We start from the raw sequence: 15,841 nt of genomic DNA on the forward strand, positions 1-15,841 counted from the left end.
GATTCGCATCGCGCAGCCCCGCACCCCGCACATGTGACCGCGCATCGCGCATGTCGCATCACCACGTGCCGATCATCGTGACGAGGGTGGGTCAGGGGACCTTCCGCTCGCAGTCGCCGAGTCTCACCTCGGGTATCATGGATCTTCTGCTCAGCCCCGTCGGCTGAGGTGGTCAGGCGCTCGCAGCGTGCTGGTCCGAGGCTCGAAACCTCCGGCATCGTCCCCGACACCGGAGGTTCTTCCATGTCATCGTCCTTGCGCGCCCGCCCCCAGACCAGATGGTGGGCGCTCGCCGTCATCTCCCTCACCCAGCTGATCGTCGTGCTCGACGGCACCATCGTCAGCATCGCCCTCCCGCGCGCCCAGGCCGCTCTCGGCCTCAGCGACGGCCAGCGGCAGTGGGTCGTCACCGCCTACGCCCTCGCGTTCGGCGCGCTGCTGCTGCTCGGCGGTCGCATCGCCGACTACCTCGGCCGCAAGCGCACGTTCATGATCGGCATGGTCGGGTTCGGCGCGGCATCCCTCTTCGGCGGGCTCGCGCAGCAGGGATGGGAGCTCATCCTCGCGCGTGGTCTGCAGGGCGTCTTCGCGGCTCTCCTGGCCCCGGCGGCGCTCGCTCTGCTGACCGTCACCTTCCCGTCCGGGCGGGAGCGCAACACCGCGTTCGCGGTCTTCGGAACGGTCGCGGGAACCGGTGCAGCCATCGGACTGCTGCTCGGCGGATTCCTCACCGAGTTCACCGACTGGCGCTGGTGCCTGCTGGTCAACCTCTTCTTCGTCGCGGTCGGTCTCGTCGGCGGTGCGCTCTTCCTCACCGAGAGCCGCGCCGAGGGAGACAACCGCTACGACGTCTGGGGCGCGATCACCGTGACCCTGGGCCTCGGAGCCCTCGTCTACGGATTCAGCCTCGCGGAGAACGGCTGGGGTGATCCTCTGACGATCGCGTTCCTCGCTCTCGGCGTCGTGCTGCTCGGCGTGTTCGTGTGGGTCGAGAGTCGGGTCGCGCAGCCGCTGCTTCCGCTGCGCGTGGTGGCGGATCGCGTGCGCGGCGGTGCGTTCCTGATCCAGGGGGTCGCCGGAGCGATCATGATCGGGTCGACGCTCTACCTGACCTTCCACCTCCAGTTCGTGCTCGGCATGGGCGCGCTGCCCGCAGGGGCCGCGACGCTTCCGCTGCCGATCGCCACGATGATCATCGCCCCCATCGCCACGAAGCTCCTCGCCGTGATCGGCCCGCGTCCGATGCTGATCGTGGGACCGCTGATCGCGGCGGCCGGTCTGTTCCTGCTCTCGGGAATCACCCCGGACGGCGCCTACCTCGTGCAGATCGCCCCGGCGCTCGTGCTCCTCGGCATCGGCATGGGGTTCGTGTTCATCCCGCTGCAGAACGTCGCGCTGACGGGAGTCGCGCCGCACGATGCGGGCGTGGCATCGGCCGTCACCAACTCCGCGATGCAGATCGGCGGGTCGATCGGCCTGTCGGTGTTCACCGCGGTGTACGCGGCATCCGTCGGCGGGCACGCGCAGGCGGACCTGTCCGCCCGGCAGCTGACCGACGCGTACGGCTGGATCTTCATCGTCGCGTCGATCTTCATGGTCGCCGCCGCGGTGATCGCCGCCCTGATGATCCGCACCACGAAGGACGTGCCGACACCGGTGCGTCCGGGAACGTCCGTCGGCGCCCGCTGACGCGCTCGTGGCGCCCGTTCCCGACCGGATCCGAAGAGATCGACGGTCAGGAACGGGCGCTGCGGCACGCCTCGGACCGAATGTCGGTGGCACTTCGTAGCGTGTGAGTATGCGAATCCTGCACACCTCCGACTGGCACATCGGCCGCACCTTCCATGGCAACTCGACCATGGACGCGCTGGCCGAGGTGCTCGAGGCGCTCACCGAGCAGGTGCGGGAGAACGCGGTCGACGTGGTGATCGTGGCTGGCGACGTCTTCGACTCCGCGACCCCGGCGGGCGCCGCGTACACACTGCTCGGTGACACTCTGGTCGCGCTGCACGAGACGGGCGCACGGGTGATCGTCACGAGCGGCAACCACGACTCCGCCGCTCGCCTCGGATTCCAGGCACGCCTGCTGCGCGACGGAATCCACGTGCTGACCGATCCCCGCGCCATCGGCACCCCGGTGACGCTGACGGATGCGGACGGTCCGGTGCAGTTCTACGGCATCCCGTACCTCGAACCCGCGATCGTCCGTCAGCACTGGAACGGGGTCGAGCTGCGCACGCAGGCGCAGACCCTCGCCCACGCGATGGATCTGGTCCGCGCGGGCATGGCCGAGCACCCCGGTCGGTCGGTCGCGATCGCCCACTGCTTCTCCGCCGGCGTCGACGCCACGATCGGCCTCGAGCGCGAGGTGAGGCAGGGCGGTCTCGACGTCGTGCCGCTCTCGGTGTTCGACGGCCCCGACTATGTGGCGCTCGGCCACATCCACGGACGCCAGCAGATCAGCGAGCGCGTGCGCTATTCGGGTGCGCCCCTGCATTACAGCTTCGGCGAGCAGAGCAAGCCGCGCGGGTCGTGGATGGTCGATCTCGACGCGGCAGGTCTGGCTTCGGTCACGTGGCTCGATCTGCCGGTGCCCCGCCGACTCGTGACGCTCACCGGCGCGCTCGACGAGATCCTCTCCGCCGAGAACGTGGCAGCGCACGCCGACGACTGGGTCTGCGCCGTCTACACCGACTCCCTCGCCCAGACCGAGCCCATGCGGCGTCTGCGCGAGCGCTACCCGCACTGCGCCATGGTGATGCACCAGCCTGCCGAGACCGATCGGGTGATCGAGCGTTCGTACGCCGACCGTCTGCGCGGTGCGGTCACCGACCCCGAGCGCATCGAGGCCTTCCTCGAGCACGTCCGCTCCGGACACGGCCCGACCGAGCGCGAGGGCGAGCTGATCCGAGAGGTGCTCGACGACCGCGTCCGTGCCGACGCGCTGATCTGATCCGGCGATGAACTCCCACCAAGACGACCTCCGGACGGCGACGAGGACCCTCTGATGCAGCTGCACCGTCTCGAGGTCGAGGGATTCGGCCCCTTCCGTGCGCGTCAGTTGGTTGATTTCGACGTCTTCGCCGACGACGGCATCTTCCTGATCGCCGGACGTACCGGAGCCGGCAAGTCCAGCATCCTCGATGCCGTGTGCTTCGCGCTCTACGGCGGCGTCCCTCGGTACGAAGGCGGTGAAAAGAGGCTCAGGAGCGACCACTGCGAACCCGATGACGTGACTCAGGTCGTCGTCGAGTTCAGCACCTCGGCCGGCCGCTACCGGGTCACCAGGTCTCCGGAGTACGAGCGGCCCAAGAAGCGCGGGGGCGGGCTCACCGTCCAGCCCGCAGCCGTGCAGCTCGACGTGCTCGTCGGCGGGGAATGGATCGGCCTCGCGGCCAAAGAGCGCGAGGCCGCGTACGAGCTCGATGAGATTCTTCAGTTGAGCCGGGAACAGTTCCTGCAGGTGATCCTGCTCGCCCAGAACCGGTTCTCGGAATTCCTGCTCGCCGGCAGCAAGGATCGCCAGGCACTGCTTCGACGGCTGTTCGGCACCGAACGCTTCGAAGACGTGCAGGCGCGGTTCGACGAGAGGCGCAGAGAGGCGGAACGCGCGCTCGGTTCCCGCCTGGCGACGGTGGCCGCACGTCTCGACGAGGGCGAACGGATCGTGGCCGCCGCTGAACTCGGCGGTGCAATCGGCAGTGAACCCGCCGCTGAACTCGGCAGTGAACCCGCCGATGAACTCGGCGGTGAACTCGGCGGTGAGCTCAGCGGTGAGCGCGTCGGCGAGATCGTCGACGGTGCGGGAGATCCCGCCGAGTCCGTCGCGGTGGCGGGAACCACACAGGAGCGCCTGGCTCGACTGCGTCAGGCGAAGGCCAGAGCCGACTACCGCGCCGAACGCCGCGTGGCTGAGCATGCCGAGGCCGAGAGGCTGTCGAGCGCTGCCGATGCCGCGCTCTCGGCTCTCCGCGACGACCAGCGCGCACAGGTCGAGCGCGATCGGGCACGGGCGGCGCTCGCGCGCCTCGACGCCGAAGAGCCCCAGATCGCCCAGGCGCGCTCCGAGTGGGAGAACGCGAGAGCCGCCGAGATCCTGCGTGCGCCGATCAACGCGGCGGCGACGGCGGTGGCGGCGTCGGCACTCGCCCGAGATGCGGAATCGCGCGCGCACGCGGCCTGGGAGGCGTACGGCACCGATGCGCCGGACCTCGCGGAGTGGGCGGAGGAGCGCACCAGGCAGACCGGGTCCTGGGAGCGCGCATCGCAGTGGGAGCTCTCGGCACCGGAGCTCGATGCCGAAATCGTGGCGGCGAGGGAGGAGCTCGACGCCCTCCTCGCCCGCAGGGAGGAGAGCGAGGAGGAGCGGCGGGCCGTGCCCGCCCGACTCGAGGAACTCACGATCCAACGTGATGAGGCCAGGCGCCTCGCCGACCGTGCCGACGACCTCGCATCCGCGGAGCGTGCGGCGGCGGACCGTCATGCGGCGGCACTCGATGTGGTGCGTCTCGACGCCGAGCTCGTCGTCGCCGATCGCGCCCTCGCCGACGCCAGCGCCGTGCTGGCCACCGCGCAGTCGACGCTCGCGCAGCTGCGGAAGCGCCGTCTCGACGGGTTCGCCGGCGAGCTGGCGACCGCGCTGCACGAGGGCGAGGCATGCCCTGTCTGCGGTTCGCTCGAGCACCCGGCACCGGCCGAGCACGCCGACCCCGTCTCCGCCGAGGACATCGATCGGGCCGAGGCCGAACGCGACCGCCTGGCCGAGCGGGAACGCACCGCGAGCGATGTCGTGGCGTCTCTCCGTCTCGCGCATGCGGCGGCTCTCACGAAGGCCGACGGTCGTGATGTCGACACCGCCGCCTCCGAGCAGGCACAGGCGGCGCACGCCCTCGCCCAGAGCCGGTCGGCGGCGGAGCGCATGCGCCAGCTGGAGGAGCACCGTGACGCACTGACCGAGCGGATCCGTCGCCTCGATGAGGAACGCGAGGCCGACGAGGCGTCTCTCGCCTCTGCGCGCGAGACGCACGCCCTGCTGACCCAGCGGGTCGAGGAGACGCGGGCGGCGATCGCGGAGGCCCGCGGGGGCTTCGCGTCGGTGGCCGAGCGCCTGGCCGCGACGATCGCCGAGGTGGCGGCGGCGCATGCCCTGATCGAGGCCGCGGCCGAACGCACGCGCCGCGACGAGACAGCATCGACCGCGGCCGCCGAGCGGGATGCGGCGATCGAGGACTCCGTGTTCGACGACGTGGCGTCGGTCGAGCGAGCGCTGCGCTCGGCGTCGGATCAGCAGGCGCTGGAGGCTCGGGTCACCGCCCACTCCGTGCGCCGGGAGAAGGAGCGGGAGATCCTCTTCGACCTCGAGCTGCGCACGCTGCCGGAGGAGCCGATCGACCTTCAGTCCGCCGAGCAGGAGTCGCAGGCGGCACGGCGACGATGGACGACGGCCGTCGACGAGGCCAGCCGCGCGACCGCGATGGCCGAGCAGCTCGGGGCAGCGATCGACGCGGCCGCCTCGGAGCACGCACGCACGGCCGACGATGCCGCGGAATACGAGGTCCTCCGCGATCTCGCCGACACCATCGCGGGGCGCGGGGCGAACACGCGCAAGATGACGCTCGAGACCTTCGTCCTCGCCGCAGAGCTCGAAGAGATCGTCGCCGCGGCCAATCGTCGCCTCGGCGACATGTCGACCGGGCGCTATCAGCTCCGCCACTCCGACGCTCTCGCAGCGCGCGGGGCGGCTTCAGGTCTCGGGATCGTCGTCTTCGACGCCTTCACCGGGCAGACGAGGCCCGCGCAATCGCTCTCCGGAGGCGAGACCTTCCTGAGCTCCCTGGCTCTCGCTCTCGGCCTCGCCGAGGTCGTCACGGCGCGGGCGGGCGGCATCCGTCTCGACACCCTCTTCATCGACGAGGGGTTCGGCTCGCTCGACGGCGACACCCTCGAGGTCGCCATGCGCACCCTCGACGAGCTCCGCCAGGGCGGACGCACGGTCGGGGTCATCAGCCATGTCGAGGCGATGCAGGAGCAGATCCCGGCGCAACTCCGCGTGCGCGCCACCTCGGAGGGGCCCAGCGTCATCGAGTCGCGCTGATGCGCACGCCACGGTCACGGGCGCGTGCGCTCAGTGCATGTCGTCAGACGCCGTACTCGCGACGGATCACCTCGCGCAGCTGCACGCTGCACCGCGCGATGGCCTCGCGGAAGTCGACGAGAGCGCCGTCCTCCGCGCGATCGGAGATCGCACGGAAAGCCCGGATCGGCACGCCGAACTGCTGAGCGACCCAGATGTAGGCGTAGGTCTCCATATCGACCAGCCCCGCACCGGACGGGCGGATGACGGCGGTGATCCCGGCATCGCCGACGAAGCTGTCACCGGTGGCGATCAGCACGCCCTCCCGGCCGGTCGACACCCGGGCGGGGAGCGATACGTGCTGGCCGGCGACGCCGTCGAGGTCGAACACATCGTGCTGCAGAGCGCTGCCGATCTCGTGCACGGTGGCCTCGAGGTCGGGGTCGATGCCGCCCGCGGTGCCGACCACCACCACCTCGGAGTACTCGGCGGCGTCGAGCGCGCGTGTGAGCGCGTAGACGGCCTGCATCTTGCCTTCTCCCGTCACGAGCCGGTCGAATCCCTCGAGGTCCTCCGGGAAGGCTGCGAGTTCGGAGGCCATGGCTGCGACGAGAAGTTTCACCCCGCCATCCTGCCAGGTGGATCGCGGGGCGCGAAGCCGTGCGCGTGCGCTCGGTTCATCCCGATGTAACACTGGAGGAGGATACTGACGTCGAGTAGACCGGAGGAACACGTGTCCCTGCAGAAGCAGATCTCTGAAGCACTCGGTGTCGTGGCCGAGATCGACCCCGAGGTCGAGGTGGAGCGCCGTGTGCAGTTCCTCGTCGACTACCTCGGCGCGACCGGTGCGAAGGGGTTCGTCCTCGGTATCTCCGGCGGCCAGGACTCCACCCTCGCCGGCCGGCTCGCCCAGATGGCGGTCGAACGCGTGCGAGCCGAGGGAGGCGAGGCGAAGTTCCTGGCCGTACGGCTGCCGTACCGGGTGCAGAAGGATGCCGACGACGCCGAGGCCGCGCTCGAGTTCATCGCCCCTGACGCGTCTGTCGAGGTGAACATCCAGAACGGCGTCGACGGCGTCGAGGAGGACATCGAGTTCGCCGTCACCAGTGACATCAGCGACTTCAACCGCGGCAACATCAAGGCCCGGGTGCGCATGGTGACGCAGTATGCGCTCGCCGGTCATGACGGGCTCCTGGTGATCGGCACGGATCATGCCGCCGAGGCGGTCACCGGCTTCTACACGAAGTTCGGAGACGGTGCCGCCGACATCCTGCCCCTCTCCGGCCTGAGCAAGCGCCAGGGGCGCTCGCTGCTGCTGCGTCTCGGGGCCCCCGATCGCCTCGCCTTCAAGGTGCCGACCGCCGACCTCCTGGACGGTCAGCCCGGCCGCGCCGACGAGGACGAGCTGGGGCTCACCTACGAGCAGATCGACGATTTCCTCGAAGGGCGGCAGGTGGACCCCGACGTCGCAGGGCGGATCGAGTCGCGCTACCTCGCCACCCAGCACAAGCGGAGCCTCCCGGTCACCCCCGACGACACCTGGTGGCGCTGACGCCGGCTCGGTCGTGATCCCGTGTCGGATGCCGCGGCTAGTGTCGAAGCATCCGAGGGAACGGGAGAATCGTGCGGATCGACACTCAGGCGCAGCGCGTCATCTGGAGCGCGAGCGACCTCAAGGCGGCTGCGGAATGCGAGTTCGCCTGGTGTCGGGCGATCGACGCCAAGCTGGGGCGGGTCCCCGCTGTCGTCGAGCCTGAGAACGCCACGCTCGCCCGGGCCGCCGAGCTCGGAGACGTGCACGAGCAGAACGTCCTGTCCCGGTACATCGACGACCTCGGCGATGATCGGGTCCACCGCATCGAGAAGGTGTCGTCGGTCGATGCCGAGGCGCTCGCGGCCGCCGTCGACGAGACGGTCGAGGCGCTCGCCTCCGACGCGGCGGTCGTCTTCCAGGCGGCGTTCGCGACTCCCGAATTCGTCGGGTTCGCCGATTTCCTGAAGCGTGACGACGACGGCCGCTGGCGCGTGCAGGATTCCAAGCTCGCCCGCACCGCACGGGTCACGGCCCTCATGCAGCTGGCGGCATATGTCGACCAGCTCGACCGGCTCGGCGTTCCGCGATCCGACTCCGTCGACCTCATCCTCGGCGACGGCTCCCTCAGCACGCATGCCGTCGACGATCTGCTCCCGCTGTTCCAGGTGCGCCGTGCCCGCCTCCGAGCGCTGATCGCGGACAGGCGGATCGACGATCCGTCTCCCGAGGCCGCCCTGGCGTGGGGCGATGATCGCGGCGACCTCGAGGTGGTGGCCTGCGGCCGGTGCGCCACCTGCGAGGAGCAGGTGATCGCGCACCGCGATCTGCTGATGGTCGCGCGTATGCGCCCAGTGCAGCGTGCGCGTCTGCGTGCCGGCGGGATCGAGACGATCGACGCGCTGGCGGAGGCCGCTGCGCCGCCCGACGGCATGAACGCCGACACGTTCGAGACGCTGCGGGCGCAGGCGCGGCTGCAGATCCGGGCGGATGCCGAGGGCGTGCCGACCTACGACGTGCACTACGCCGCGGCGATCCACACACTGCCCGTGCCGAGTCATGGCGACATCTTCTTCGACTTCGAGGGCGACCCGCTCTACACGGAGCCCGCGCCCGACGGGCAGAGTCACTGGGGCATCGACTATCTGTTCGGATGGGTCGACAACGCGGATCAGTACACCGCGCTCTGGGCGCACGACTTCGCCGCCGAGCGGGAGGCGTTCGAGAGATTCCTGGATTTCGTGAAGGTCCGCCGCACCGCCCATCCGGGCATGCACATCTACCACTACGCGCCCTATGAGACCTCGCACCTGGTGGCGATGGCGGCGCGTCACGGTGTGCGCGAGGCGGAGATCGATCGGCTGCTGCGCGAGGGAGTGTTCGTCGACCTCTACCCGCTGGTGCTGCGCACCGTGCGGGTGGGGTCGAGGTCGTACTCGATAAAGAAGCTCGAGCCCCTGTACATGGGTGCGGACGTCCGCACCAGCGATGTCCAGAAGGGCGACGACTCGATCGTGCAGTACGTCGCCGCCCGTGAGCTCGCCGCCGCCGGGCAGCGTGCGGAGGCGGATGCGGTGTTCGCCGACCTGGCCGACTACAACCGGTACGACTGCGTGTCGACGAGGCGTCTGCGCAACTGGCTGATCGAGATCGCCAAGAAGGAGGGCGTGAACCCCGCCCCGCCCGACGAGGCCGACGAGATCATCTACGAGCCGTCTCCGCGCTCGGTCGCTCTGCTCGCCGACGCCGAGCGCGCCATCGACGACGGCGGCGACGGACTCGTGCACCGGATCGCCGCCGCGGCGATCGACTACTTCCCCCGTGAGGCGAAGAGCTTCTGGGTGTCGCATTTCCAGAGGCTGCGCGAGCCGGTCACGATGTGGGACGGCACGCGCGACGTGGTGCGCATCGACAGGGGTGCGTCGCGCGTGGTGCGCGACTGGAGCGTGCCCGAGGGTCGACGGGTGATGTCGCGCGATGTCGAGATCAGGGGAGAGGTGTCGCCCGGCACGACGGTGGGTGCCGGTGCTCAGCCTTTCGCCCTCTACGCGGTGCCGGCTCCCTTCGACACGGAGGTGCCCTCGCGCGCGGTCCATGTGCCGCACACGGTCACCGTCGCCGAAGTGCTCGACGACGGCTTCCTGATCACCGAGACGGCCATCCAGGGACAGACCTGGAGCGAGGTGCCGCTCGCCCTCACCCCGGCCGCCCCGCCCCGGGTCGTGTCGCTGCAGGGGGCGATCGACGAGTGGGCCGACGCCGTGCACGCCGAGGCGCCGGCATTCCCGCGCGATGCGGCGACCGACATCCTGCGTCGTGTTCCTCCTCGCACGATCTCGGGTGCGCCGCTGCCGACGGGCGACGGCGACACGATCGATGCGATCGTTCGCGGCATCCTCGACCTCGACCGCAGCTACATCGCCGTGCAGGGGCCACCCGGGACCGGTAAGACCTACACCGGCTCGCAGGTGATCGCCCGTCTGGTCTCCGACCACGGTTTCCGGATCGGCGTGGTCGCGCAGTCGCACGCGATCATCGAGAACCTGCTCGACCGCGTGGTGGCAGACGGCGTTCCCGCGGCGCAGGTGGGCAAGGCCCCGAAGGATCCGTCGATCGACCCGTCGTACACCGCGATCCCCAAGAGCGGGATGGCGGCTTTCCTCGGCGAGCATGCGCACCACGGCGTCGTCGTCGGGGGGACGGCCTGGGACTTCAGTAACACCGCTCGCGTCGATCGAGGAGGACTCGACCTGCTGGTGGTCGACGAGGCCGGCCAGTTCTCGCTCGCCTCGACGATCGCCGTCGCCGCGAGCGCGCAACGCCTGCTGCTGCTCGGTGACCCGCAGCAGCTTCCCCAGGTCAGCCAGGGTGCGCACCCTGAGCCGGTCGACACCTCGGCCCTCGGCTGGGTCATGGACGGCGATGCGGTCGTCCGGCCCGAGCAGGGCTACTTCCTGGCGCGCTCCTGGCGGATGCATCCTCTCCTCGCCGAGCCGGTGTCCACGCTCGCCTACGCCGGGCAGCTCGCATCCGCTCCCGGCACCGAGCGGCGGGAACTCGAGGGCGTCGATCCCGGTCTGCATGTCGTCCCTCTGCGGCATCGGGGCAACGCCACCGAGTCGCCCGAAGAGGCGGCCCAGGTCGTCGCGCTCGTCTCCGACCTGGTGGGCCGTGCCTTCACCGACAACGACGCGACGGCGACGGTGCGTCCGCTCGCCCAGAACGACATCATCGTGGTGGCGCCGTACAACGCACAGCGTCAGCTGGTGCACGACGCACTCGCCGAGGCCGGGTTCCCGGACGTGCCGGTCGGAACCGTCGACAACTTCCAGGGCAAGGAGGCAGTGGTCTCGATCACGACGCTCGCGGCGTCCAGCGGACGGGACGCTCCCCGCGGGCCGGAGTTCCTGCTGCTGCAGAACCGGCTCAACGTCGCGATCTCGCGAGCACAGGTCGCGGCCTACCTCATCCACTCTCCGGCGCTCCTCGACGACCTTCCGCGCACTCCCGAGGGAGTCGCGCGGATGAGCGCGTTCGCCCGCCTCGTCGGTGCCGCGAGCTGACAGGCGGTCACGACATGACAGGTGTTCACGACATGACAGGTGGTCACGGGGCGCAGCTCCTGCACACGACCGAAGAGATCCTGCGCGCATCGGCGCAGTGGGTGTGGTTCCCGCGCGGCAGCGAGCAGGAGAAGACGGGCCTGCAGCTGGTGCGCCACCCCGAGCGGTTCGGCGGTGGCGTGCGCGGATCTCAGGTCGAGTCGGAGGCCGATGCCGCGGACGTCCTCGATCATGCCCTCGCCCGTACCCGGGCATGGGGCGAGAGCGAGCTCGTCTTCTGGACGAACGCGTCGGATCAGCCCGACCTCGAGCCCGAGCTGCGCCGACGCGGTGCCGAACACATCGACACGGTGGCGGTGTTCGCCTGTCCGGTCGAGGGAGCAACGGTGGACGTGCCCGACGGCGTCACCGCCGAGGTCGTGCGGACGCTCGATCAGGTCCGCGAGGTCGATGCGATCAATGTGCCGGTGTGGCAGCAGCAGCCACTCGACGACGAGGGTCTGAGGGTCGAGTTCGAGGAGGTCACCTCGACGTTCGAGGCGGGAACGCACGTCCGCGTGCTCGCGCGCCTCGACGGGGAGGCCGTCAGCACCGGCGGGTGCACGATCGTCGAGGGGTTCGCTCGTCTGTGGGGCGCCGCCACGATCGAGCGGGCCCGAGGCAGGGGCGCCTATCGTGCGGTGCTCGCCGAACGGCTGCGGGTGAGCGCGTCTTTCGGGGCGAAGACGGCGCTCGTCAAGGGACGCACCGCGACATCGGCTCCGATACTCGCTCGTTCGGGTTTCCTCCGTCTCGGCGAGGAGCGCGGATACCGCCTGACGGTGTGATCAGAGCCGGTCCTCGTCGAAACATGCGCCGCACCGACATCGCCGGCCGTCACCGTGTCGAGACCCGGTGTCAGCCCACGCCCACCTCTGCGCCGACGCCGACGCCGAGCTCCTGTCGGACGATCCGAGCCCCCGCCGACAATGCGCTGAGCTTGTCGAACGCGACGCCCCGCGGAAGGGGGGCCATGCCGCAGTTGGAGCTGGGGATGAGCAGGTCGGCATCGACGAACTCGAGGGCGCGCCGGAGGGTGCCGGCCACCTCTTCCGGAGTCTCGATCTGCTCGCGCGCGACATCGATGGCTCCGAGCATGACCTTCTTGCCGCGGATGAGCTCGATGACATCGATCGGCACGTGGGAGTTGTGACTCTCCAGAGAGACGATGTCGATGGAGGACTGCTGCAGAAGGGGGAACGACTCCTCGTACTGTCGCCACTCCGCACCCAGCGTCGCCTTCCAGTCGTTGTTCGCCTTGATCCCGTATCCGTAGCAGATGTGCACCGCCGTCTCCGCACGCAGTCCCTCGGCAGCGCGCTCGAGTGCGGCGATGCCCCAGTCCTTGGTCTCATCGAAGAAGACGTTGAAGGCGGGCTCGTCGAACTGGATGATGTCCACGCCCGCGGCCTCCAGCTCCCTGGCCTCCTGGTTGAGAATCGTGGCGAACTCCCACGCCAGCTTCTCGCGGCTGCGATAGTGGTGGTCGGAGAGGGTGTCGATCATCGTCATCGGGCCGGGGAGCGCCCACTTGATCGGCCGATCGGTCTGCTGGCGCAGAAAGGCCGCGTCCGCGACGAACACCGGCTGGCGTCGGCTCACCGCGCCCACCACGGTCGGCACGCTCGCGTCGTACCGGTCGCGGATGCGGACCGTCTCGCGCTTCTCGAAGTCGACCCCGTCGAGGTGCTCGATGAAGGTGGTCACGAAGTGCTGCCGGGTCTGCTCACCGTCGCTGACGATGTCGATGCCGCGTCGTTGCTGCTCGTGCACCGCCGCGCGCAATGCATCCTGCCGGCCCTCCACGAGCGCGTCACCCTGCAGCTCCCACGGCGACCAGAGCACCTCGGGCTTCGCCAGCCACGCCGGCTTGGGCAGACTTCCGACGATCGAGGTGGGCAGCAGCGTGTTCACGGCCGTCGATCCCGCGCCGCTCATCGGACCAGAGCGGGGTAGGAGGCGGCCCACTCGTCCAGCACCCGACGGTGCGGGGTGACGAAGTGCTCGTCGGCGTAGCGTCCCTGCGTCACCGCCAGTCGGCTCCGCTCCTCGCGGTCGTAGGTGATGTCCGTGCGCTGGAAGTCCTCGTGCTCGAGGCTCGGACGATAGACCTCCGCGGCGGGTGCGTCGGCGTGATAGATCTCGGGGCGGTAGATCTTCTGGAAGGTCTCCATGGTGCTGATCGTGCCGATGAGCTGCAGATCGGAGTAGTCGCTCAGCAGGTCGCCCCGGAAGTAGAAGGCGAGGGGGGCGACGCTGCCGCGCGGCATGAAGTACCGCACCTGCAGACCCATCTTGCCGAAGTACTCGTCGGTGAGCGAGAACGAATCCTGCACGTACTTGGCGCCGAGCACGGGATGCTCCTCGCCGGTGCGTCGGTACGTCCGGCTCGTCGACACGCTGATGCAGATGACCGGCGACTGCGGGAACCGCTCCCGATACGCGTCGGACTCGACGAAGTGCTGGAACAGCTTGCCGTGCAGCGCGCCGAAGTCATCGGGCGTCGTGAAGCCCCCTCCGCCCGCGTTGGCGGCGGGCAGGACGATGCTGAAGTCGTAGTCGCGGAGGTAGGAGGAGAAGTTGTTCCCCACGATGCCCTGGTGGCGCTCGCCCGTGAGTCGGTCGAGGATGTGCACGTCGAGCACCTCGAGGACGGGGAACTCCTCGTCCGCGCCGTCGGAGAAGCGCAGCTGCACCGAGATGATGTCGAGCTCGACCGTATACCGGTCCCCGTCGGGGTTGTCCTCGTGCGCGAGGTCGTTGAATCGACGGTCGATCATCGCGAGCGCGTTGCGGAGGTTCTCCTGGCGGCGCTCGCCGCGCGCCAGGTTGGCGAAGTTCGTCGTGATCCGGGACGCATCCGACGGTGCATAGTCCTCGTCGAAACGCGTGGTGGTGATGCTGAACGTGATGTCGTTCGCCATGAGAAGCCAATCCGAAGGGGTGAGGCCGGGGTCGGCCTCTCAGGAGCTGTGCTCTCATCGTGCAGCGGGAGCGCGGTCATCGGGTAATTCGGCTCCACTATGCGTTCCTATAGGATTGGGCTATGCCAAGGCGACCGAGCGGCATCACGCTGCAGCAGCTCCAGTATTTCATCGAGGTCGCTGCGGAGGGATCGATCACGGCCGCGGCCGATCTGCTCTATGTCGCCCAGCCCACCATGTCGGCGGCGATGAAGGATCTCGAGACCCGGGTGGGCCGGGCGCTTCTGTCGCGCTCGGCGCGCGGAGTGACGCTCACCGGCGACGGCGTGGAGTTCCTCGGTTACGCCCGTCAGGTCGTCGAGCAGGCGGAACTGCTCGAGCAGCGATACCTGGGCCGGCCGCCGTCGCGGCGACTCCTCGGGGTGTCGACCCAGCACTACTCCTTCGCGGTCGACGCCTTCGTGCGGATGGTGAAGAGCACGAATGCGGCGGAGTACGAGTTCTCGCTCCGGGAGACCCGCACGTGGGACATCATCGAGGACGTGCGGACTCTACGCAGCGAACTCGGCATCCTGTTCCGCAACGACTTCAATCGCAACGTCATCGACAAGCTGCTGCGCGACTCGGGCCTGGCGTTCCATCCGCTCTTCCTCGCGGAGCCGCACATCTTCGTCTCGCGCCGCAACGCGCTCGCCGCGAGGGAGCGCGCGACCCTCGACGATCTCGTCGGACTGCCGCGACTCACCTTCGACCAGGGCGCGAACAACTCCTTCTACTTCGCCGAGGAGATCCTCTCGACCCTCTCGAGCGCGCAGGAGATCCGGGTGTCCGATCGTGCGACGATCTTCAACCTGATGATCGGCCTCGACGGCTACACGATCTCCACCGGCATCATCAGCGACGACCTCGACCCCGAGATCGTCGCCGTGCCGCTCGATGTCGACGAGCGGATCGAGATCGGGTGGGTCGGGCGCACGGCCATCCCCCTCACCGAGCAGGCGCAGCGCTACCTCGCCGAGGTGCGTGACGTCGTCGCGGGCTTCGGCGTCGCGCTGCTCGACCAGCCTGCGGGAACTCAGACCGTGCCGTAGAGGCGGTCTCCGGCATCGCCGAGTCCGGGCACGATGTACCCCTTCTCGTTGAGTCGCTCGTCGAGAGCGCCGAGCACCAGAGTGACGTCGCGGTCGCCGACGAGCGCCTCGATCGCCGCCACGCCCTCAGGGGTGCCGAGCAGGCAGATCGCGGTGACGTCCTTGGCGCCGCGGTCGAACAGGAACTGGATCGCCGCCGCGAGCGAGCCGCCGGTGGCGAGCATCGGGTCGATGGCGAAGCACTGGCGGTCGCTGAGGTCGTCGGGCAGACGCTCGGCGTAGGTGGTCGGCTCGAAGGTCTCCTCGTCGCGGACCATGCCGAGGAAGCCGACCTCGGCGGTCGGCAGCAGCTTGACGAGCCCCTCGAGCATCCCGAGTCCCGCACGCAGGATGGGGACCACGATCGGACGCGGCTCCGAGATCTTCACGCCCATCGTCGTCGTCACCGGTGTGGTGATCTCGATGGGGCTGACCTTGACGTTTCGCGTCGCCTCGTACGCCAGAAGGGTCACGAGCTCCTCCGTCAGCTGCCGGAAGACGGGAGACGGTGTGCGATGGTCGCGCAGGACCGAGAGCTTGTGGGTGACGAGAGGGTGGTCGGCGACGTGGACACGCATGGA

General features: G+C 69.4%; 11 protein-coding genes. 7 read left to right on the plus strand and 4 right to left on the minus strand.

Features of this window, described 5'->3' with window-relative positions; all coding sequences use genetic code 11:
• The first annotated feature begins 243 nt into the window (after window positions 1-243).
• From ABTZ43_RS04265 to ABTZ43_RS04275, 3 genes are all read left to right on the plus strand, one after another.
• Window positions 244-1,689, plus strand: a complete 1,446-nt coding sequence (locus ABTZ43_RS04265) for an MFS transporter (RefSeq protein WP_056418835.1) — start codon at window positions 244-246, stop codon at window positions 1,687-1,689.
• Window positions 1,690-1,798: 109 nt separating this feature from the next.
• On the plus strand, window positions 1,799-2,953 hold the full coding sequence (locus ABTZ43_RS04270; RefSeq protein ID WP_350537929.1) for an exonuclease SbcCD subunit D: 1,155 nt from the start codon (window positions 1,799-1,801) through the stop codon (window positions 2,951-2,953).
• Between the two features lie 54 nt (window positions 2,954-3,007).
• On the plus strand, window positions 3,008-6,094 hold the full coding sequence (locus tag ABTZ43_RS04275; RefSeq protein WP_350537930.1) for an AAA family ATPase: 3,087 nt from the start codon (window positions 3,008-3,010) through the stop codon (window positions 6,092-6,094).
• A gap of 43 nt (window positions 6,095-6,137) precedes the next feature.
• Here ABTZ43_RS04275 and ABTZ43_RS04280 read toward each other — a convergent pair whose 3' ends face one another.
• A complete protein-coding gene (locus tag ABTZ43_RS04280) occupies window positions 6,138-6,695 on the minus strand; it encodes a phosphorylase family protein (RefSeq protein WP_253385547.1) in 558 nt (185 codons plus the stop codon).
• 111 nt (window positions 6,696-6,806) lie between these two features.
• Between ABTZ43_RS04280 and nadE the strand changes: the two genes are divergently transcribed.
• The 3 genes from nadE to ABTZ43_RS04295 all read left to right on the plus strand — a co-directional run bounded on the left by nadE (window position 6,807) and on the right by ABTZ43_RS04295 (window position 11,994).
• The gene (gene nadE / locus ABTZ43_RS04285) at window positions 6,807-7,625 is read left to right on the plus strand and encodes an NAD(+) synthase (protein ID WP_056412554.1); all 819 of its coding nucleotides are present in this window, start codon (window positions 6,807-6,809) and stop codon (window positions 7,623-7,625) included.
• Between the two features lie 71 nt (window positions 7,626-7,696).
• Window positions 7,697-11,167, plus strand: a complete 3,471-nt coding sequence (locus tag ABTZ43_RS04290) for a TM0106 family RecB-like putative nuclease (protein WP_350537931.1) — start codon at window positions 7,697-7,699, stop codon at window positions 11,165-11,167.
• A gap of 32 nt (window positions 11,168-11,199) precedes the next feature.
• Window positions 11,200-11,994 (plus strand): hypothetical protein, encoded by a 795-nt coding sequence (locus ABTZ43_RS04295; RefSeq protein ID WP_350537932.1) that lies wholly within the window; start codon window positions 11,200-11,202, stop codon window positions 11,992-11,994.
• Between the two features lie 70 nt (window positions 11,995-12,064).
• On the opposite strand, the gene ABTZ43_RS04300 is transcribed toward ABTZ43_RS04295, so the two are convergent.
• Both ABTZ43_RS04300 and ABTZ43_RS04305 read right to left on the minus strand, forming a co-directional pair.
• On the minus strand, window positions 12,065-13,120 hold the full coding sequence (locus tag ABTZ43_RS04300; protein WP_314095582.1) for a methionine synthase: 1,056 nt from the start codon (window positions 13,118-13,120) through the stop codon (window positions 12,065-12,067).
• Between the two features lie 20 nt (window positions 13,121-13,140).
• On the minus strand, window positions 13,141-14,130 hold the full coding sequence (locus tag ABTZ43_RS04305) for a putative oxygenase MesX (RefSeq protein ID WP_350537933.1): 990 nt from the start codon (window positions 14,128-14,130) through the stop codon (window positions 13,141-13,143).
• Window positions 14,131-14,252: 122 nt separating this feature from the next.
• Here ABTZ43_RS04305 and ABTZ43_RS04310 point away from each other — a divergent pair, with 122 nt between their 5' ends.
• Complete coding sequence (locus ABTZ43_RS04310; RefSeq protein ID WP_056412544.1) at window positions 14,253-15,221, plus strand: LysR family transcriptional regulator; 969 nt, start codon at window positions 14,253-14,255, stop codon at window positions 15,219-15,221.
• Here ABTZ43_RS04310 and upp read toward each other — a convergent pair.
• Entirely contained in the window at window positions 15,206-15,838 is a 633-nt protein-coding gene (gene upp / locus ABTZ43_RS04315; protein WP_045254751.1) for a uracil phosphoribosyltransferase, read from the minus strand. The two genes, ABTZ43_RS04310 and upp, sit on opposite strands and share 16 nt — an antisense overlap.
• Window positions 15,839-15,841: the final 3 nt, after the last annotated feature.

Origin of the sequence: Microbacterium sp. NPDC097977, assembly GCF_040302605.1 — a bacterium.
Taxonomy (GTDB): domain Bacteria; phylum Actinomycetota; class Actinomycetes; order Actinomycetales; family Microbacteriaceae; genus Microbacterium.